Source organism: Streptomyces spongiicola, assembly GCF_003122365.1.
Taxonomy (GTDB): Bacteria; Actinomycetota; Actinomycetes; order Streptomycetales; family Streptomycetaceae; genus Streptomyces; species Streptomyces spongiicola.
The window spans coordinates 1433367-1452636 of record NZ_CP029254.1; the positions used below are offsets into that span (position 1 = coordinate 1433367).

Consider the following 19270-nt stretch of genomic DNA (forward strand, 5'->3'; position numbering starts at 1 on the left):
CTCTCCCCTGCGTCCGGCGCCCTGGTCCGTGCTCACGCCGTACGCGTGCGTCACATTCTGGCCCCTGCGGTGTCCGGTGTGCTCGGCCGGGGTGGGGGATTCGGGGATCGGCGCGTGGGAAGGGCGCCGCGCGGGGATCGGCCGAGCACAGGCGCTTCAGTCATCGCCCTCGTGGGCATCGAGGCCCGCGCGCGGAGATGGGCCGAGTTCGTCCGCGAGCAGCTCGGCGATCCGGGCGACGAGCCGGTTGTCGGGGGCGGCGTCGGGATGCCGCCTGGTCGTCAGGACGGCCAGGACGACGGGGGAGCCGTCGGGGGTCCAGGCGATACCGACATCGTTGTTCGTTCCGTACTCGCCGGCGCCGGTCTTGTCCGCGAGGGTCCAGTCGTCGGGGAGTCCGGCGCGGAGGCGTTCCGTGCCGGTGGTGTTGTTCAGCAGCCATCCGGTCAGCCGCTGCCGGTCCGGGCGGGAGAGCGCGTCGCCGAGGACGAGCCGGGAGTAGGTACCGGCGATGCCGCGCGGGCTGGTGGTGTCCTCGACCCGCCAGGGCTCGGCCGAGTTCAGCCGGGGCTCCCACCGGTCGAGCCGGGTGACGCCGTCCCCGATGGAGCGGCAGAAGCGGGTGACGGCGGAGGGGCCGCCGAGTTCACGCAGGAGGAGGTTGGCCGCGGCGTTGTCGCTGTAGCGGACGGCGGCGTCGCAGAGGCCGGCCACGGTCATGCCGTTGGCGAGGTTCTCCCGGCGGCCGGTGATGACGGCGTAGCCCGACTCCTCGGTGTCCTTCTCGGTGTAGTGGATGCGCTTGGCGAGGAACTCGCCCCTGCGGTCCAGGTCCCTGAGGACGGCCGCGACGGCCGGCGCCTTGAACACCGAGCACATGGGGAAGAGTTCGTCGGCGCGGTGGGAGACGGTCCGGCCCGTCCTGGTGTCGCGCGCGAAGACGCCGAGCCGGGCGGAGTACGTCCGCTCGAGTTCTGCCAGGCGGCGGGAGATCCCGTCCGGTCGGGTCGTGCCGCCCCGGTCGGCGCCGCCGCGCGGGCCGTCGGCGGGCTGCCCGTCGCCGTGCCGCGCCGTGGCCGCCACCGTGGCCGACGGCAGGCCGGCGGCCAGCGCGGCCGCCGCGCCGGCGGTGAGCAGTGTGCGGCGGGTCCGCCGCGCCCGTGAAGTGTCCAAGGCCGTGCTTCCTTTCGTCTGCCGCACCCCGGCCCGCGGGCGGCGGGGGCGCCGCGGTCCGCGGTCGCCTCCGCCCCATGGCACCCTTCCCCCGGTGGTGCCACCGCTGCCGGTACGTGCTGGTTCCTGACCGGGTCCGGCAGGCACGGGCACGGGCCTGCCACCGTGCCCAGGCCCCAGGCGCAGGCGCAGGCGCAGGGATGGGCCTGGGCCTGCGCCGGGTCTGCGCCGGCGCCCGGGAAGCCTCGATGCCCGCGCCTCGGTTGCCGCGGGAGCCCGTGCCGTCCCCGTCCGGGGCCGCGCCCCACCATGGCCGGCGCTTCCCCGACACCCGTGGGCCGGTGGTGATCACTCTCCAGGACGATCCGCCGGCCCGATCGGTTCCGGGTGCCCGCGGGCTGCCGAGTCGCCTGGGTGTGCGGCCGTCCGGCACACCACCCGCCCCGGACCGCAGGGGCGCCGGCGGGTCGGTCCGGCGTCCCGCCTGTACGGGCTGGAGGCTCAAGTCCGCGCGGGCGCAGGCGGATCCGTACCGTCCCCGGCCGGCCGCCGCCCCGTCCGGGACCGAGGGAGCTGCCGCGGCCGGGTGCCGTCCCCGGGCGGCCGGCTGCCGGGTGTCCGGCGTGCGTGGAACGCCTCCCGGCCGGGATCGGCGGGGCGTGAGGTCCTCCGCCCGGCGATGACGGCGGGTGTCCCGGCCCGCCGGGTCCGGATGTCCGCCATGGCGGGGGCGGCGGGGGCGGCGGGGGCGGCACGCGTGCCGGAGGTGCCGAAGGCGCCGCACGTACGCGAGATGCCGAAGGCGCCGCACGTGCCGGGGGCGGCGGGGGGCGGCACGCGTGCCGCACGTACCCGAGGCACCGCACGTACCCGAGATGCCGAAGGCGCCGCACGTACCGGGGGCGGCGGGGGGCGGCACGCGTGCCGCACGTACCCGAGGCACCGCACGTACCCGAGATGCCGGAGGTACCGCACGTGCCGGGGGCGGCCCGGTCGCGATGCCGGTACGTCTACGGGGACGGCGTGCGTGCGGCGGCGAGCAGACGTGCGGTGTCGTCGGCGCACAGTTGCAGCGCGTTGCCGACCGTGGTCAGCACCTCCCGCTCCGCCGGGGTGTAGGGCCCGTCGGCGAGGGCGATACCGGCGCCCTGCAGCAGGATCGATTCACGTCCGGCCGGTGCCAGATGCGGGGTGAGCGGCTCCAGCGCCTCATGCAGTTCGATGGCGAGGGCCGCGCCGCAGGGTCCCGCGTCGGCGATGAAGCGGCCGGTGTCGGCGGCGAGTGCCTCCACCAGGGCGGTCAGCTGGTCCTCGGTGCAGTCGCTGATCCCGGCGGCGCGGACCGCGGCGACCGCGGTCCGCCGGACCGGGCGGGCGGCGGTTCCCCCGGCGGCGAGGACGGCGAGCGCGACGGTGTGCACGGCGTCGCGGAGCATCGCGGAGAAGCGGCCGGTGGTGGGGTGGTCCAGGGCGTCGGTGCCGAAGTGGCTGTGGCAGGCGGCGCATTCGACGACCGGCCCGGCGTGTCCGCGCGGGAGGACGGGGACGCCGAGGACGGTGAAGCGGCGGCGGCCGGTGCGGCGGCGGTAGTTGCGGTCTCCTCCGCATTCGGGGCAGAAGAACTCCCCGTCGCCGACAGTGCTCCACGATGTGCGCGTCCCGAAGACACGAAGTCCGCGATGGCCGTGGATGCGCGGTTTTCGGCCGCTCTGTCCGCGGGCTGGCAGCACGTCGCACCTCCGTGACCCTCCGGCAACATTGCCGCGTTGACGTGATGTTAGCCACATCACGGAGGTGGCGTCAGCACCCGGACGCCACATCGCCCGGACATGGCCGAACCCCGCCCCTGTGCGGGGAGCGGGGTTCGGCGGCCGCGGGTGGCGGCGGGCGTCAGCGGGAGGCGCGGTTGACGGCCGACACGACCGCCTTCAGCGAGGCGCGGGTGGTGTTGGCGTCGATCCCGATACCCCACAGGACCTTTCCGTCGATGGCGCATTCGATGTAGGAGGCCGCCTGCGCGGAGGCTCCCTCGCTCATGGTGTGCTCCTGGTAGTCCAGGACGCGCGCGTCGACTCCGATCGAGTTCAGGGCGTCGACGAACGCGGAGATGGGGCCGTTGCCGGTGCCGTTCAGCACCGTGTCCCGGCCGTCCACGACCGCCTCGACGGCGAGGGTGTCGGTGCCGTCGGTGTCCGAGGTGCTCTGGCCGGAACGCAGCTGGACGCGGCCCCACGGGTCGACCGGGTTGGGCAGGTACTCGTCCTGGAAGACGGACCAGATGTCCTTCGGGGTGATCTCGCCGCCCTCGGCGTCGGTCTTGGCTTGAATGATGCGGGAGAACTCGATCTGCATCCGGCGCGGCAGGTCGAGCTTGTGGTCGTTCTTCAGCACATAGGCGATGCCGCCCTTGCCGGACTGCGAGTTGACGCGGATGACCGCCTCGTAGGAGCGGCCCACGTCCTTGGGGTCGATCGGCAGGTACGGGACGGCCCACGGGATGTCGTCGGTCGTCACGCCGGGGCCCTGCGCGGCCGCGTCGGCCTCCATGGCGTCGAAGCCCTTCTTGATGGCGTCCTGGTGGGAGCCGGAGAAGGCGGTGTAGACGAGGTCGCCCGCGTAGGGGTGGCGCGGGTGCACCTCCATCTGGTTGCAGTACTCGCTGGTGCGGCGGATCTCGTCGATCTGGGAGAAGTCGATCTGCGGGTCGACGCCCTGGGAGAACAGGTTCATGCCCAGGGTGACCAGGTCGACGTTGCCGGTGCGCTCGCCCTGGCCGAACAGGCAGCCCTCGATGCGGTCCGCGCCCGCCATGATCGCCAGCTCGGCCGCGGCCACGGCGGTGCCGCGGTCGTTGTGCGGGTGCACGGAGAGGCACACGTGCTCGCGGCGGGTCAGATGGCGGGACATCCACTCGAAGCGGTCCGCGTGGGTGGAGGGCGTCGAACGCTCCACGGTGGCGGGCAGGTTCAGGATGATCTCCCGGCCGGGGCCGGGCTGCCAGACGTCGCAGACCGCCTCGCAGACCTCGAGGGCGAAGTCCAGCTCGGTGTCGGTGAAGATCTCCGGGCTGTACTGGTAGCCGAAGACGGTCTCGTCGCCCAGCAGCTTGTCGGCGTACTCCATCACCAGCCGGGTGCCGTCGACGGCGATCTGCCTGATGTCGTCCCTGGAACCCCGGAAGACGACACGGCGGAACGTCGGCGCGGTCGCGTTGTAGAGGTGGACGGTGGCGCGCCCGGCGCCGGCGATCGACTCGACGGTGCGCTCGATCAGGTCCTCGCGGGCCTGGGTCAGCACGGAGATCGTCACGTCGTCCGGGATCGCGCCCTCCTCGATGATCGAGCGCACGAAGGCGAAGTCCGTCTCGCCGGAGGAGGGGAAGCCGACCTCGATCTCCTTGTAGCCCAGCCGGACGAGCAGGTCGAACATCTCGCGCTTGCGGGCCGGCGACATCGGGTCGATCAGGGCCTGGTTGCCGTCCCGCAGGTCGGTGGAGAGCCACCGCGGGGCCTTGGTGATCCGCCGGTCGGGCCAGGTGCGGTCCGGGATGTCCACGGCCTCGTACGGGCCGTACTTGTGGACCGGCATGCCGGACGGCTTCTGGGCGTGCGTGGCGTTGGTGATCGGGGTGGGACGGCCGCTCCACTGCGACTGTGACATGGCGTCGGGCTCCTCGGGTCCTGCGGGCTGGGGTCCCCCCGCCCGGGGGCGGTGGGGGAGGCCGACTGTCGACGCAGCACCAGACTCCGCGGTGAGGGGGTCGGCCTACGACAACAGGCCCTCGCCGCGGCAGCTAAGAAGAAGCAGCCCGAAACGCATGATGCGGACGAGCCTAGCGGAGCTTCGGCGCGGGCGCCGGTGCCGTTTCAGTATGCGGGACGACCGAACCGCAACGGTCACATACGGCGGATCGCTCCATTCCACTCCGTTTCATCCCATTCCACTCGTCGCCGTTGCCTTCGGTGACGGCCGCCTGGCGCGGTGTCACCGCGCTGAACGCGTCGTTCCCGGACGTCTTCGGCTCCCCGGTGAGGCGGTACACACCCGGCCGGAGCGCGGACCGGGCCGACCGGCTCACCGGTGCCGGGCTGCCGGCCCCCGGGGCCGGCGGGGTGGCGCCGCGGTCGGCGAAGGCACCGGGGACGGCGTACGACGACATCCCCGCAAGGACCCCCAGCCTGCGACGACGGCCGGCTACGTCCGGGCGGCCGGGACAACGGCGGCGTCCACATCGACTCGGGCATCCCGACCACGTCCCCCATCGGCTCGCCGTCCAGCTGGGCGGCAAGGCGTGGGAGCGGGCCGGCCGGCTCTGGTACGACGCGTTGACCTCGGAGAGGCTGCGGGGCGACGCTTCGTTCCCCGGCTTCCCCGACTTCCCCGACCTCCCCGGCCTCCCCGGCTTCCCCGGCTTCCCCGGCTTTCCCGGCGTCCTCGGCGTCCTCGGCTTTCCCGGCTTTCCCGGCTTCCCCGGCGTCCTCGGCTTCCCCGGCTTTCCCGGGGAGACGGTCGCGGCGGCCATCGCGCGCTGCGGAAGGGGGCGAGGAGCGCGAGGCGCCGTGGTGGAGGCGTGGTCCCGGGTCGGTGCACCTGCCAACCGACCGCGGTCCGTACTAGAACAGAAGACATGCGCATCCAGGTACGACGCACGGGCGGGTTCGCCGGCATCGAGCGGGTCCGCGAGGTGGACACCTCGGGGCGGCCCGACGCCCAGGAGTGGCACACCCTGGCCGAGCGGGCGGTGGGCGACGGCCGGGACACCCCGCCGGTGGGGGTGCCGGACGGCTTCCGGTACCAGCTCACGGTCGACGGCACGACGGTGTACTGCGCGGACCCGCGGCTGTCCGAGGCACAGCGGCAGCTGATCACCCGGCTGCTGGACGAAGGCGCCTGAGCACGGCGCGGCGTTGACATCCTCGCCGCTCTGAAGGGCGGCGGTTCCCGCCTACCGCGCCGTTGATGGCTGCGGTGTCGGGTGGGTTCCTGTTTCGCTGCGCGGTGCGGGCACGGGTGCACGTCTTACCTGCGCTCGACAGGCTGACACCGCCAGTCCGGCGGCCTTGGCGACGTTGACCGCCGCGTTGATGTCCCGGTCCAGGACGGGCCCCGCACGCCGAGCACGTCCACACACGGACGTGCAGGGGCTTGGGGCCGTCCTTGACGCCGCACCGCGAGCACACCCGGGAGGTCGGTTCGAACCGGCCGATCTTCACGAGGGTGCGCCCGTACCGGGCGGCTCTGTACTCCAGCATGGTCACGAACGCCGACCATCCGGCGTCGTGGACGGACTTGGCCAGGCACGTGCGCGCGAGTCCCTTCACTTGCACCGGGGCTCGCCCATGCGGGGGCGGTTGCCCTTCAGGCCGTCGAAGATGCACCGCGAACAGACCCGGTAGCTTGGAGTCGGGCGCGCGACCCGGGGACCGTGGCTGCCGGACGGGCCCGGGGCCCGGTGACTGCCGGACAAGGCCCGGGGATCGGCAAGTGCGGGCCGGCCCCGGACCCGGTCGGGTGCCGGAGCCGGTAGGTGCCGGGTGCCGGACCCGGCCGGGTGCCGGAGCCGGTGGGTGCCGGGTGCCGAAGCCGGCCGGGTGCCGAAGCCGGTAGGTGCCGGGTGCCGGAGCCGGTAGGTGCCGGGTGCCGGAGCCGGTGGGTGCCGGGGGCCTGCGCGCCCCGGGCCGGGGGTCGCCGGCGCCCCGGTCAGAAACCCAGTCTGCGCAGCTGCTTCGGGTCCCGCTGCCAGTCCTTGGCGACCTTGACGTGCAGATCGAGGAAGACCGGCGTGCCGAGCAGCGCCTCGATGTGCTTGCGGGACTTGGTGCCGACCTCCTTGAGGCGGCTGCCCCTCGGGCCGATGACGATGCCCTTCTGGCTGGGGCGCTCGATGTAGACGTTGGCGTGGATGTCGAGCAGCGGCCGGTCCGCCGGGCGTCCCTCGCGCGGCAGCATCTCCTCGACCACGACCGCGATCGAGTGGGGCAGCTCGTCGCGTACGCCCTCGAGCGCCGCCTCGCGGATCAGCTCGGCGACCATGACCTGCTCCGGCTCGTCCGTGAGGTCGCCCTCCGGGTAGAGCGGGGGGCTCTCGGGGAGCAGCGGGACGAGGAGGTCGCCGAGCAGGGTGACCTGGCTGTCGCCGACGGCCGACACCGGGACGATCTCCGCCCACTCGAAGCCCAGCTCGCTGCCGAGGCGGTCGACGGCCAGGAGCTGCTCGGCCAGGGTCTTGGAGTCGACCAGGTCGGTCTTGGTGACGATCGCGACCTTGGGGGTCTTCCTGATCCCGGCCAGCTCCTTGGCGATGAAGCGGTCGCCGGGGCCGATCTTCTGGTCGGCGGGCAGGCAGAAACCGATCACGTCGACCTCGGCCCAGGTGGTGCGCACGACGTCGTTCAGCCGCTCGCCGAGCAGGGTGCGCGGCTTGTGCAGGCCGGGGGTGTCCACGAGGACGAGCTGGGCGTTCAGGTCGGGCCGGTGGACGATGCCGCGGACGGTGTGGCGGGTGGTCTGGGGCCGGTTGGAGGTGATGGCCACCTTCTGGCCCACCAGAGCGTTCGTGAGGGTGGACTTGCCCGCGTTGGGGCGGCCGACGAAGCAGGCGAAACCGGCGCGGTGCGGCGCCTCGGATCCGGGGGTGTGAACGCTCATGCGGGCCATTCTCCCCGATCCGCGGGGCGACCACGCACCACGTGCCCGGCGGGGCGGGCCCGGGCGCCCGGCGACGGGCAAGCGCCCCGGGGCCGGGTGGGACGGTCGCACACGGCCGCACACGGCCGCTCGGCGGCCACGCCTGCGGCCCCGGGACCGGGCGGGCCCCGCGTCTTCCCGGGAGCCGCCCCGAGGGTCCGCTTCCGCGCCTCGGCGGGGCCGCCGCGCGGGGTCTGCCGCGAGCACGCGACCCGGCTGCCCCCGGCCCGTCCCCTGCCGCCCCCTGCCGTCCCCGCGGCGCCGGCCGGCGGCTCCCGGCGCCACCGCGGCGGGCCGATTCCGCGAGCGCGACCCGGTGGCCCGGCGGGAAGGCGTCAGCCTTCCCGTACCGCCAGACGCCCTGCCCGGAGTCCTGCCCGGCGCCTTGCCCGGAACCGCAGCAGCACCCCGGCCCCGGCGGCGGCCAGGGCGGCGGCGACCAGCCAGGGCACGGCGAGGAAGGACACCGAGCCGGTTCCGCGGGTGTCGCCCGCGCTCGCGGTGAGGGTCACCTCACCCCGGTCGAGCTGCGGGGCTCCGGCCCAGCTCGCGGTGAGCCGGATCCTCTGCCGCGGCAGCAGTTCGCCGGGCACGCCGGTCAGGTCCCGGGCCAGCAGGGTGCGGCCGAAGAGGCCCTCGGCACGCAGGACGACCTTCGGATCGAGGGTGACGTTGCCGCGGTTGTGCAGTGTGTACGAGATCAGGGCGCTGCTGTCGCCGGTACCGGGGACGAGGGGTTTGTCCGGGGTGTAGCGGACGTCCTCGACGGCGAGCGCGGGCACGGCCGGGCCGTTCACACGGAGGTGGACGCGGGCGCCGACGGCCCGCTGGACGCCGACGCCCACGGCTCCCCCGGGCCCTGCGGCGACGCGTTCGTCGAGGGCGACCAGCGCGCCCGGGTGGTCGCCGGGCTCTGCGTCCTCGGGGACGGTCAGGGTGTACGGGACGGTGACCGAGGAGCGGGCGGGCACCGTCACCCGGGTGCGGTCCGGCTCCGCCCAGGCACCGACACCGCGCTGCCTCTCCTGGCGGGTGCGGACGGCGAAGCCCCCGTCCCTGGGGGTGTTGTGGGCGTCCGCCGCGTACAGCAGGAACGTCATCGGCGCGGTGGTCTTGTTGGTCACGGTGACGCTGTCGGTGAGCGTGGTGCCGGGATCGGCGGAGAGGTAGAAGTACGGGCGGCGGCCCGGTCCGGAGGCCGTGGGCTCGACGGACCACTCGCCGTTGTCGGCGGAGTGCGCGGCGGGGGCGGCGTACAGGAGCGCGGCCAGCGCGAGGAGGGCTGCGAGCAGCGGGAGGAGCGGCGCGGGACGAGGGACGAGGGGCGCGGGACGAGGAAGGAGGGGCGCGGGACGAGGAAGGAGCGGCGCGGGACGAGGGACGAGGGGCGCGGGCAGTCTTCGCACGGGTGCGGTTCCCCCGGGTCGGGGCGGGCCGACCGGGTGCGCGCCCGGCCCGCCGTGGGTGTCAGGTGAGGGTGAGGGTGAGGACTCCGGAGTAGGCGCCGGGGGCGGTGAACGCCGGCACGTCCAGCGACACCTTCGCTCCCGCGGTGAACTCGCCTCCGGTGAGGGCCGCGTCGGGGGCGGACGCCAGGGTGGCGCCGGCCGTGCCGACGACGCCCGCGGAGCCCGCCGCACAGGTGCTGGGACTGCCGGCCTTGGTGGTGCAGGCGGGGGTCCAGCTCAGCCGGCCGGCGTCGATCTTCCCGCCGGGACCCGTGAAGTCGGTGACCTTGCCGGTCAGGGACCAGCCCGCGGGCCCGCCGCGGAAGTCCTTGACGGTCACCGCGTGGAGGTCGCCGGTGGCTGCGCCGCCCTTGCCGAAGTCGACGGACGTCAGCGGGACGGTGTCACCGGCCTGGGTCATGGACAGGGTTCCGGCCGCGATCGCCGTGGAGAGCTTCTGGCTGTTCGCGGGGACGGGGGTGTCGTCGACGACGGTGTACGCCGCCGGGCCCGCACCCTTGTCGTCGTTCCAGGCGGTGCCCTCGTAGGCGACGACTCCGGTGGTGGCCTTGTCGGTGACCGTCAGCTGTGCGGAGAAGGTGCCCGTCGCGCTCGCCTTGACGGTCGCCCGGTCCGCGGTCTCGGCCGAGCCGGCGCGGCCGGCGACGGTGATGTCCGCGAGCGGGGTGAAGTCGGCACCGGTGACGGTCACCTTGTCGCCCGGTCCGCCGGAAGCCGTGCCGAGCTGGATGGAGCGTTCGTTGGCGCCGGGTTGCTCGGTGGCGACGATCGTCCGCGAGACGGGCGCGGGCGGGTTCGTCACCGTGCAGGGTGTGTCCAGCTCCATGATGTAGCTGGTGTGGATGTTGTAGTCGCCCGGGGAGAGGGTGATCGAGCCGGGTGCGGTGACCGTGAAGGTGCCGGTCATGGAGAACGGCGGGAACGGTGCCTTGCCGGGGACGGGCGGGTTCTTCTTCGGCCCGGCGACGGTGACGCCGCCCTGCTGGGCACCGCCGAGGGTCACGCTGCCGGTCGGGGTCATGATGTCCGCGGGCAGGGCGAGGTCGACGGGGTTCCCGGCGGCGGGCTTGGTGACCGTGTAGGTGACGGTGACCTTGTCTCCCACCCTGGGTGTGGCGTTGTCGACGGTGATCTCGCCCGTGGTCGTGCCGTTGATGGGCGGGATACCGGAGATCGGCGGAGGGACGCAGCGCGTCGGGTAGTCGACCTCCTGGGCCGTCCCCGCATGGGCCGTCCCCGTCTGGGCCGTCCCCGTCTGGGCTGCGGCGGAGGGAGCGAGGAGTCCACCGCCGGTGGCCACGAGCGCGCTCACCCCCAGCAGCGCCGCCCAGCGGCGTCTTAGTGGTGTGGATGGCAGGGATGCCATGCGCTTCCCCCTTCGCTCTGCCTCAACTGGGTGGCCGTCATTGACGGGGCGGGGGGAAGAGAAGTCAATGGAATCGAGACACATTGACTGATGGCCCATCAGATCGTGTCAAGATCGAGGGCCTCGCGGGCGCGGGACCGGCCGTCACCGAATCAACAGCAAATCGTGTCGCAAATCGAGGGCCTCGCGGGCGCGGGACCGGCGCCGCCCGTGCCGTACGGCGAGCTGGGCGCGCGTGGCCGCCGGAGTCGTCTCAACGGCTCCGCGGGGTCGGGACCGGCGGCCGGCGGGTCGGCGCGCCTTGCGTCAGCCCGCCCGCTCGGTCGCCCGCAGAAGGCCGTCGGGAGCGGCCAGCAGCACCGGTGTTCCGGGGCCGCCGAGGTCGCGGACGGCGGCCCGGTCGGCGTCGGCGACCGTGTCGGCGTCGGTGACGACAGCCGCGGCTTCCAGGGACTTGGCGCCGCTGGCCACGGCCATCGCGACCGCCGTCTGGAGGGCGGTCAGCCGCAGCGATTCCAGCGCCACCGTGCCGGCGACGTACGTACGGCCCGTCTCGTCCCGCACCGCCGCGCCCTCGGGAACGCCGTTGCGGGCGCGGGCGCTGCGCGCCAGCGTGATGATCTTGCGGTCCTCGGGGGCGAGTCCGGAGCTGTCGGTCATGGGACGAGCATAGTTCGCGGCACGGACACCCCGGGCGGGCGCCTGCCCGCGCGGGGCGCAGCGGGTGCGGGGCCGAGGAGCCGGGGGTGCCCGCCGGGGGTGCCCGCCCGGGGGTGCCCGCCCGGGGTGCGCGGCCGAAGAGCCCGGGGCGCGCGGCCTCAGGGGCGGTCGAGGCGGAGCCGCTGCGCCTTCGGCAGGCCGGCGACGACCAGGTCGTAGGAGTCCTCGATGAGCTCCCGGACCATCCGGGTCGGGAGCTGCCCCACCGTGACGGTGTTCCAGTGGCGCTTGTTGAGGTGGTAGCCGGGGACGACCGCCGGGTACTCCGCGCGCAGCCGGACCGCCTCGTCGGGATCGCACTTCAGCGACACCGTCAGCGGGGTGGCCGCCAGGTCGGACAGGGCGAACATCCGCCCGGCGACCTTGAAGACGGAGACGTCGGGGCCGAAGGGGAAGTCCTCCACCGCGGCGTTCTGCTCAAGGCAGAGCTCCCTCAGCCGGCGGGGCGTCAGCGGGCCGCTCACGCCGGCTCCACGAGCACGGTGACGATCTTGTTCCGGCGGCCGGCGGGGGACTCGGCGGTCAGCCGCAGGGCGCGGCCGTCCGGGAGTTCGACCTGGACGCTGGCACCGGAGATCGGAACCCGGCCGAGGGACTTGGCCAGCAGTCCCCCGACGGTCTCCACGTCCTCGTCGTCGTAGGCGTCGAGGCCGAACAGCTCGCCGAGGTCGCCGATGTCGAGCCGGGCGGTGACGCGGTAGCGCGAGTCGCCGAGTTCCTGCACGGGCGGCAGCTCCCGGTCGTACTCGTCGGTGATCTCGCCGACGATCTCCTCCAGGATGTCCTCGATGGTGACGATGCCGGCCGTGCCGCCGTACTCGTCGATGACGACGGCGACGTGGTTGCGCTCCCGCTGCATCTCGCGCAGCAGATCGCCCGCGTTCTTGGTGTCGGGCACGAAGGCCGCCGGGCGCATCGCCGTCGAGACCAGCTCGGTCTCCGCGTCCCGGCTGATGTGGGTCTTGCGGACCAGGTCCTTCAGATACACGATCCCGACGACGTCGTCCTCGTTCTCCCCGGTGACCGGGATGCGGGAGAAACCGGAACGCAGGGCGAGGGTCAGCGCCTGGCGGATGGTCTTGTAGCGCTCGATGGCGACGAGGTCCGTCCGCGGGACCATCACCTCCCGGACGAGGGTGTCGCCGAGCTCGAAGACGGAGTGGACCATCTTCCGCTCCTCGGCCTCGATCAGGGACTCCTGCTCGGCGAGGTCGACCATCGCGCGCAGTTCGGCCTCGCTGGCGAAGGGGCCCTTGCGGAAGCCCTTGCCCGGGGTCAGCGCGTTGCCGATGAGGATGAGCAGCTGCGGGATCGGCCCCATGATCCGGGCCAGCGGGAGCAGGACGTACGCGGCGGCCGTCGCCGTGTTGAGCGGGTGCTGGCGGCCGATGGTGCGCGGGGAGACGCCGACGGCGACATAGGAGACGAGGACCATCACGCCGATGGCGACGGTCAGCGCCTGCCAGGTCTTGGCGAACTCCTGGAGGCAGGCATAGGTGACCAGCGCCCCGGCCGCCATCTCGCAGGCGACCCGCACGAGCAGGGCGACGTTGAGGTAGCGCGTCGGGTCGGAGGCGACCTGGACCAGGCGGGCGGCGCCGCGCCGCCCGGACCGCAGCGCCTCGGCGGCACGGAAGCCGGACACCCGGGCGATGCCGGCCTCGGCGCAGGCGGCGAGCCAGGCGACGACGACCAGGGCGACGGCGCCGATGACGAGTTGGACGCTCATGAGACGGTCGGCGCCGGGGACGGACCGGTCAGGCCCTTCTCCGCCCTCCAGCCGTCGACGATCGCCGCCTGCAGACCGAACATCTCGGCGCGCTCGTCGGGCTCCTCGTGGTCGTACCCGAGCAGGTGGAGGACCCCGTGGACGGTGAGCAGCCGGAGCTCCTCGTCCATGGAGTGGCGGGTCGGCGCCTCCTCGCCCTGCTTCTTCGCGACCTCGGGGCAGAGCACGATGTCGCCGAGGAGCCCCTCGGGGGGCTCCTCGTCGTCCTTGACCGGCGGACGCAGTTCGTCCATGGGAAAGGACATGACATCCGTGGGCCCGGGCAGGTCCATCCACTGCATGTGGAGCTGCTCCATGGCCTCGGCGTCCACGACGATCACCGAGAGTTCGGAGAGCGGGTGGATGCGCATCCGCGCGAGCGCGTAGCGGGCGATGTCGAGGATCGCCTGCTCGTCGACCTCGGTGCCGGACTCGTTGTTGACGTCGATCGACATGGTGCTGACCGGTTTCACTTCCCGTTGCTGCCGTTGCGGCTGTCGTACTGCTCGTAGGCGTCGACGATACGGCCCACGAGCTTGTGCCGGACGACATCCCGCGATGTCAGCAGGGAGAAGTGCACGTCCGGGACGCCGTCCAGGATCTCCCTGACCTGGCGCAGACCGCTCTTGGTCCCGCCGGGCAGGTCGACCTGGGTGACGTCACCGGTGATCACGATCTTCGAGTCGAAGCCGAGACGCGTCAGGAACATCTTCATCTGCTCGGGGTTCGTGTTCTGCGCCTCGTCGAGGATGATGAACGCGTCGTTGAGCGTGCGGCCGCGCATATACGCCAGCGGCGCCACCTCGATCGTCCCCGCTGCCATCAGACGCGGGATCGAGTCCGGGTCGATCATGTCGTGCAGGGCGTCGTACAGCGGCCGCAGATACGGGTCGATCTTCTCGTAGAGCGTGCCGGGCAGGAAGCCGAGGCGCTCGCCCGCCTCGACCGCGGGCCGGGTGAGGATGATCCGGTTGACCTGCTTGGACTGCAGCGCCTGCACGGCCTTGGCCATCGCCAGGTACGTCTTGCCGGTACCGGCGGGGCCGATGCCGAAGACGACCGTGTGCTTGTCGATGGCGTCGACATAGCGCTTCTGGTTGAGCGTCTTGGGGCGGATCGTGCGGCCGCGGCTGGACAGGATGTTCTGGGTGAGGACCTCGGACGGGGTCTCGGGCGCCGCGCCGCCGTCTTCCTCGCGAAGCATGGCGATCGAGCGTTCCACCGCGTCCTCCGTCATCGGCTGCCCGGTGCGGAGCACGAGCATCATCTCGTCGAAGAGGCGCTGGACGAGTGCGACGTGCCGCTCGTCGCCGACCGCGCTGATCGCATTGCCGCGGACATGGATGTCCACGGCCGGGAACGCCTTCTCGATCACGCGCAGCAGGGAGTCACCTGAACCGAGCACGGTCACCATCGGGTGCTTCGCGGGGACGGTGAAGTGGGCTCGTGCCTGCCCCGGCGCGAGGGTCTGGTCTGTGGGTGTCTGAGTCATGGGCCGGCTCTCTGGCCTGCGCGTACCTCCCGTTGCGAGGTTCTCGCCGCTCGACAACCTCTGGGATACCAGCCTACGACCCCGCACGGACAGTCCCTAAGCGCTTTTCCACACCCCTCGGGAACCGCCTCCCCGTTTCCCCGTCTTCTCGGGGGTGCGGGGGGCGCCGGGGCGCGGGGGCGCGGGGGCGCGGGGACTCGGAGGCTCGGGGCGGGTCGGTGCGGATCGGTGGCGGGGTCCGGTGCGCGTGAGGGCAGGGCAAGGAGGGGGCAGCTACGCGGACGGGGAGGGGAGTCGGGGGCAGGTGGCAGGGGCGGCAGGAGTGGGCCCGGGTTCCGGTGGTGTCAGGCAGGCCGCCGGAAGCCGATCGTCGGGAGCGCGCGGGGCAGCGGCCAGGGGCGGCCGGGAGCGGGAACGAGCCCGGCCAGGAAGGCGTAGCGGGCGAGCGCCTCGGGGTCCTGGTCCGCGCAGCCCCGGACGTACCGCCACCACGCCGCCACCTCGGTCCAGCCGGGCGCCGACAGCGATCCGCCGAACTCCCGCACGGACAGCGCGGCGGTCAGGCCGGCGAAGGCGAGGCGGTCCGCGAGCGGCCAGCCTGCGAGAGTGCCGGTGACGAAACCCGCCATGAAGACGTCTCCGGCCCCCGTGGGATCCAGCACCTCGACCGCGATCGCCGGGACCTCGGCCGACTCGCCGGAAGCGCCGTCCACGGCGTACGCGCCGTCGGCGCCCAGAGTGACGACCGCGAGGGGCACCTTCTCGGCAAGCACCCGGGCGGCCGCGCGGGGGCAGTCGGTGCGGGTGTAGCGCATCGCCTCCTCGGCGTTGGGCAGGAACGCCTCGCACAGTTCCAGGTCGTGCAGGGCGCGCAGGTCCCAGCGGCCGGATTCGTCCCAGCCGACGTCGGCGAAGATCCGGGCTCCCCGGCCGGCCGCCTCCGCGATCCAGGGCTCGAGGCGGCCCGGCGCGAGCGAGGCGACGGCGGCCCGGGCCCGGGGCGCCACCGCCGGGGCGGTCTCGGACAGGGGGGCCTCGTGGCCGTGCGACACCATGGTGCGCTCGCCCTCGTACGCCATGGAGACCGTCACCGGGGAGTGCCAGCCGGGCACCGTCCGGGACTGGGAGAGGTCGATGCCCTCGCCCTGCTCCAGGGCGTCCCGGCAGTAGTCGCCGTAGAAGTCGTCACCGAAGGCCGCGGCGAGGGAGGTGCGCAGGCCGAGCCGGGCCAGTGCGGTGGCCATGTTGGCGACGCCGCCCGGGCTCTGGCCCATCCCCCGCGCCCAGGTCTCGGTACCGCGGGCCGGAGCGGTGTCGAGCCCGGTGAAGACGATGTCGAGGAAGACGGTGCCGGTGAGGAACACGTCGCACGCCGGGTCCCCGTCGGTGCGCAGAGCGGCCAACGGGTCGATGTGCGCGGTGTGTTGCTGCTGCTCTCCGTCGGTCGTGATCACGGTGGCTCCCGGATGGCCGTGCGCTGCGTGCAAAGAGCGGTCCGAATCATGACAGTGTGCCTGATCCGGGCCCGTGCGCGACCCGCGCACGACCCGCGCACGACCCGCGAGCGGCCCTCTCGCGGCACTTGTACGGCACTTGTACGGCGCTTGCACGGCGCTTGCACGGCGCTTGCGAGCCTGGGCCCGGGACCTTCCGCGACCCTCGCCCGGCGGTGGGCCCGGGGTTTCCGGCGGCCCGCCCCCACGGCCCTGGCCCGGGGCGTCGGGAGGGGGTCCGGGATCAGGGTCGGCATCGTCCGGGAGCGGACCTCGACCAGGAAAAAGGGCCTCTGCTACCCGGTAGTCCACACCGCAAACCAGATGTGTCCCGCATCACATCCTTCCGGCTTCTCCGCCGCCCGGGGTGCTTGATACAAATTGGCGCGCGTTCCCGTGCAGCAGTCACCGGGCGCTCTCTCTCCTCCTCGCCCGTGAGGCGCGGTGGATCCCCATGCCTTCAGCCCCCTTGCTTCCGGGAACGCCCATGTCCTCGCGCCTGCGCGCCGCGTGGCCGCTGGTCGCCGTCTTCGCCGTCGGCTACCTCGCCTCCTACCTTCTCCCCACCGTCGTCGGCCGGCTCTCCGCCGGACTCGGCCTGACCCCCGCCCAGGCCGGACTGGTCGGCTCCGGCCTGCTGTTGGCGTCCTCGGCCGCCGGCTTCGCGCTGGCCTCCCGGGTCGAGCGGTTCGGGCCGCGCCGGCTCGCCCGGGCGGGCCTGGTCCTCGCCTTCGCGGGCTACGGTGCGGCGGCCCTGACGTCCGCGGTACCGGCCGTCGTCGCCGGCGTCACGGTAGGCGGCCTCGGCTCCGGCACGGCGACCGCGGTCGCCGCGGCAGGCATCGCCGCCCAGCGCGATCCGCACCGGGTGTCCGCGCTCGGACTGCTCTCGGTGTCGGCGGCCGCCGGAGCCCTGTACCTGACGATCCCCCGGCTCGGCGGCGGCCACACGCTGCCGTTCGCCGCGCTCGCGACGGCGGCGCTCGCGGCATGGCCCGCGACCCGTCGGCTGGACTGCCCCGGGGCCCGGGTGAGCGTGCCGGGCGTCCAGGGCTTGCCGGGCCCGCGCGGCTCCCGGCCCCCGCTCCCCCGCCGCCGCTCGGGCATGGTGCTCGCGGCCTCGATGCTCTGCTGGGCGATGGCCCAGAACGCCCTGTGGGGCGTCAGCGGCCGGATAGGCACGACCCAGGCCGGACTGAGCGAGGTCACGGTCGGCGCGGTCTTCGCCGTGGCGCTGGGTGCCGGGCTGTGCGGCGTCGCCGCCGCCGGGACGGTGGGCGCGCGGTTCGGCCGGGCGGTCCCGATCGGCGCGGGTACGGCGCTCATCGCCTGCTGCGTCGTCATCAGTTCGTCCGCGCACGGCCTGGCGGCCTTCGCCGTGGGAGAGGTCCTTTGGAACACCTTCTACCCGGCGGTGCTCTCCTATCTGATCGGCCTCGCCGCCTCGCTCGACTCCCGCGGGCGCTGGGCCGTCCTCGTCGGTTCGGCGTCGTCGCTGGGCGTGGCCTGCGGCCCGGTGGCGGGCAGCCTGCTGTCGGAGCACTCGGGGTACCCGGGCATGGGGCTGGTGCTGGCCGCGGCCCTGCTGGTGGTGGCGGTGCCGATGACGGCGGTCGCCGTGCACACCTCGGGCCGTCGTCCGGTGGCCGTGCCCCTGCCGGTGCCCGCGGCGCTGCGGCGCCGCACCGCGGCGGCCCCCGCGGTGCTCGCGGAGATCCCGGTCCCGGTGGTGGAGACGGCCCCGGCGAGCGCGGCGAAGGTCCTGGCCTCCTGAGGCCGGGGCGGCGGCGCGCCCTCGGGGGGATCCGCCGCAGCCGGCCGGGGCGCCGAGGCGCGCGGCACCGCCCGGGCCCGCCGGCGCGGGTCGGCGCGGGTCGACGCAGGTCGACGCAGGTCGACGCAGGTCGACGCAGGTCGACGCAGGTCGACGCAGGTCGACGCAGGTCGGCCCGGGCACGGGGATCCGTGCCCGGGCCGGGCGGGTGGGGCAGGGGCCGAGGCCGGTGGTGAGGGACCGTGACGGCCGGTGCGGGCCACGCCCGGCGGGGCCGGTCCTCACGCCCGGCGGACCCGCGGTGTCACTCCCGGTCGAAGTCGTAGCCTGCGACCTCCGCGAGACAGCGCTCGCGGCGTGCCTCGTCCTGGTCCAGGAAGGCCGCGCGGAAGGAGTTGCGGGCCAGTTCCCGCAGCTGCTCCTGGGTCAGCCCGAGCGCCTCGCGCACCGCGTGGAAGGTGTCGCCGACGTAGCCGCCGAAGTAGGCGGGGTCGTCGGAGTTCACGGTGACCAGCAGTCCGGCGCCCATCATGGCCCGCAGCGGATGCTCCTCCAGGGTGTCGACGGCCCGCAGGCGGACGTTCGAGAGCGGGCAGAGGGTGAGCGGGACCTGCTCGCGGACCAGCCGTTCGACCAGCTCGGGATCCTCCATGGAACGCAGTCCGTGGTCGATCCGTTCGACGCCGAGGACGTCCAGCGCCTCGCGGACGTACCCGGGCGGCCCCTCCTCCCCGGCATGGGCGACCTTCCGCAGGCCGAGGGACTCGGCCGCCGCGTACACCTCGCGGAACTTCGACGGCGGGTGACCCACCTCGGCGGAGTCGAGACCGACCGCGGTGATGTGGTGCAGAAAGGGCTTCGCGGCCTCGAGCGCCGCCATCGCGGACTCGGCCGACCGGTCGCGCAGAAAGCACATGATGAGCCGGGTGGACACGCCGTGCCGCTCCTCGGCGCGGTCCAGCGCGTGCGCGAGGCCCTCGACGACCGTGCCGACCGGGACACCGCGTTCCATGTGGGCCTGCGGGTCGAAGAAGATCTCGGCGTGCCGCACCCCCTGGGCCGCGGCGCGCGCCAGATACGCGTCGGCGAGTTCCGTGAAGTCGTCCGCGGTGTGCAGGACCGCCATCAGCCCGTAGTAGAGGTCGAGGAAGGACTGAAGATCGCTGAACAGGTAGGCCCTGCGCAGGTCTTCGGTGCCGGCGTAGGGCAGTTCGACGCCGTTGCGCTCGGCCAGGGTGAAGGCGAGCTCGGGTTCGAGGGTGCCCTCGATGTGCAGATGCAGTTCGGCCTTGGGAATGAGTGACATCGGGTGCTCGCTCGGGCGTCGG

15 protein-coding genes and 2 pseudogenes are annotated in these 19270 nt (G+C 73.6%); 3 read left to right on the plus strand and 14 right to left on the minus strand.

Annotated features, from left to right (window positions below; genetic code table 11):
* Positions 1–156 precede the first annotated feature (156 nt).
* The 3 genes from bla to leuA form a co-directional block, all read right to left on the minus strand.
* Positions 157–1173, minus strand: a complete 1017-nt coding sequence (gene bla / locus DDQ41_RS06245; RefSeq protein ID WP_109293580.1) for a class A beta-lactamase — start codon at positions 1171–1173, stop codon at positions 157–159.
* Between the two features lie 1010 nt (positions 1174–2183).
* Positions 2184–2903 (minus strand): TerB family tellurite resistance protein, encoded by a 720-nt coding sequence (locus DDQ41_RS06250; protein ID WP_109293581.1) that lies wholly within the window; start codon positions 2901–2903, stop codon positions 2184–2186.
* A gap of 160 nt (positions 2904–3063) precedes the next feature.
* Positions 3064–4833, minus strand: coding sequence for a 2-isopropylmalate synthase (gene leuA, locus DDQ41_RS06255; RefSeq protein ID WP_109293582.1), 1770 nt, complete (start codon positions 4831–4833; stop codon positions 3064–3066).
* A 302-nt stretch (positions 4834–5135) separates the two neighbouring features.
* On the opposite strand from leuA, the pseudogene DDQ41_RS32275 reads away from it, so the two are divergent.
* Together DDQ41_RS32275 and DDQ41_RS06270 are read left to right on the plus strand one after the other, a co-directional pair.
* A pseudogene (locus DDQ41_RS32275) lies at positions 5136–5525 on the plus strand (M4 family metallopeptidase); the annotation flags it as partial.
* A 275-nt stretch (positions 5526–5800) separates the two neighbouring features.
* Positions 5801–6067, plus strand: coding sequence for a protealysin inhibitor emfourin (locus DDQ41_RS06270; RefSeq protein WP_109293583.1), 267 nt, complete (start codon positions 5801–5803; stop codon positions 6065–6067).
* A gap of 51 nt (positions 6068–6118) precedes the next feature.
* Here the strand turns inward: DDQ41_RS06270 and DDQ41_RS06275 are convergent.
* The 10 genes and pseudogenes from DDQ41_RS06275 to DDQ41_RS06320 form a co-directional block, all read right to left on the minus strand.
* A pseudogene (locus DDQ41_RS06275) lies at positions 6119–6494 on the minus strand (zinc ribbon domain-containing protein); the annotation flags it as partial.
* A 379-nt stretch (positions 6495–6873) separates the two neighbouring features.
* Positions 6874–7821 carry a GTPase Era gene (gene era, locus DDQ41_RS06280; RefSeq protein WP_109297569.1) on the minus strand — a complete coding sequence of 316 codons (948 nt, stop codon included), beginning with the start codon at positions 7819–7821 and terminating at the stop codon, positions 6874–6876.
* 374 nt (positions 7822–8195) lie between these two features.
* A complete protein-coding gene (locus DDQ41_RS06285; RefSeq protein WP_167450305.1) occupies positions 8196–9152 on the minus strand; it encodes a WxL protein peptidoglycan domain-containing protein in 957 nt (318 codons plus the stop codon).
* Positions 9153–9327: 175 nt separating this feature from the next.
* A complete protein-coding gene (locus tag DDQ41_RS06290) occupies positions 9328–10695 on the minus strand; it encodes a WxL domain-containing protein (RefSeq protein WP_174720263.1) in 1368 nt (455 codons plus the stop codon).
* Positions 10696–11001: 306 nt separating this feature from the next.
* Positions 11002–11355 carry a cytidine deaminase gene (locus DDQ41_RS06295; RefSeq protein ID WP_109293585.1) on the minus strand — a complete coding sequence of 118 codons (354 nt, stop codon included), beginning with the start codon at positions 11353–11355 and terminating at the stop codon, positions 11002–11004.
* Between the two features lie 158 nt (positions 11356–11513).
* The gene (locus tag DDQ41_RS06300) at positions 11514–11867 is read right to left on the minus strand and encodes an MmcQ/YjbR family DNA-binding protein (RefSeq protein WP_109297571.1); all 354 of its coding nucleotides are present in this window, start codon (positions 11865–11867) and stop codon (positions 11514–11516) included.
* An 8-nt stretch (positions 11868–11875) separates the two neighbouring features.
* Entirely contained in the window at positions 11876–13144 is a 1269-nt protein-coding gene (locus DDQ41_RS06305; protein WP_109293586.1) for a hemolysin family protein, read from the minus strand.
* Positions 13141–13638: an rRNA maturation RNase YbeY gene (gene ybeY, locus DDQ41_RS06310; protein WP_109297572.1), complete on the minus strand. Its 498-nt coding sequence runs from the start codon at positions 13636–13638 to the stop codon at positions 13141–13143. The genes DDQ41_RS06305 and ybeY overlap by 4 nt, the downstream gene beginning before the upstream one ends.
* Before the next feature lie 14 nt (positions 13639–13652).
* A complete protein-coding gene (locus DDQ41_RS06315; RefSeq protein WP_109293587.1) occupies positions 13653–14675 on the minus strand; it encodes a PhoH family protein in 1023 nt (340 codons plus the stop codon).
* 344 nt (positions 14676–15019) lie between these two features.
* Complete coding sequence (locus DDQ41_RS06320; RefSeq protein ID WP_109293588.1) at positions 15020–16129, minus strand: carbohydrate kinase family protein; 1110 nt, start codon at positions 16127–16129, stop codon at positions 15020–15022.
* 526 nt (positions 16130–16655) lie between these two features.
* Between DDQ41_RS06320 and DDQ41_RS06325 the strand changes: the two genes are divergently transcribed.
* Positions 16656–17942: an MFS transporter gene (locus tag DDQ41_RS06325; RefSeq protein ID WP_109293589.1), complete on the plus strand. Its 1287-nt coding sequence runs from the start codon at positions 16656–16658 to the stop codon at positions 17940–17942.
* A gap of 304 nt (positions 17943–18246) precedes the next feature.
* Here the strand turns inward: DDQ41_RS06325 and DDQ41_RS06330 are convergent, their stop codons facing one another.
* On the minus strand, positions 18247–19248 hold the full coding sequence (locus DDQ41_RS06330) for an adenosine deaminase (protein WP_109293590.1): 1002 nt from the start codon (positions 19246–19248) through the stop codon (positions 18247–18249).
* Positions 19249–19270 lie beyond the last annotated feature (22 nt).

Excerpts from the sequence above, each read along its gene's own strand:
- leuA (WP_109293582.1), bottom strand. The coding sequence starts at position 4,833 with ATGTCACAGTCGCAGTGGAGCGGCCGTCCCACCCCGATCACCAACGCC.
- DDQ41_RS06270 (WP_109293583.1), top strand. The coding sequence starts at position 5,801 with ATGCGCATCCAGGTACGACGCACGGGCGGGTTCGCCGGCATCGAGCGG.
- era (WP_109297569.1), bottom strand. The coding sequence starts at position 7,821 with ATGAGCGTTCACACCCCCGGATCCGAGGCGCCGCACCGCGCCGGTTTC.
- DDQ41_RS06290 (WP_174720263.1), bottom strand. The coding sequence starts at position 10,695 with ATGGCATCCCTGCCATCCACACCACTAAGACGCCGCTGGGCGGCGCTG.
- DDQ41_RS06295 (WP_109293585.1), bottom strand. The coding sequence starts at position 11,355 with ATGACCGACAGCTCCGGACTCGCCCCCGAGGACCGCAAGATCATCACG.
- DDQ41_RS06305 (WP_109293586.1), bottom strand. The coding sequence starts at position 13,144 with ATGAGCGTCCAACTCGTCATCGGCGCCGTCGCCCTGGTCGTCGTCGCC.
- ybeY (WP_109297572.1), bottom strand. The coding sequence starts at position 13,638 with ATGTCGATCGACGTCAACAACGAGTCCGGCACCGAGGTCGACGAGCAG.
- DDQ41_RS06315 (WP_109293587.1), bottom strand. The coding sequence starts at position 14,675 with ATGACTCAGACACCCACAGACCAGACCCTCGCGCCGGGGCAGGCACGA.
- DDQ41_RS06325 (WP_109293589.1), top strand. The coding sequence starts at position 16,656 with ATGTCCTCGCGCCTGCGCGCCGCGTGGCCGCTGGTCGCCGTCTTCGCC.
- DDQ41_RS06330 (WP_109293590.1), bottom strand. The coding sequence starts at position 19,248 with ATGTCACTCATTCCCAAGGCCGAACTGCATCTGCACATCGAGGGCACC.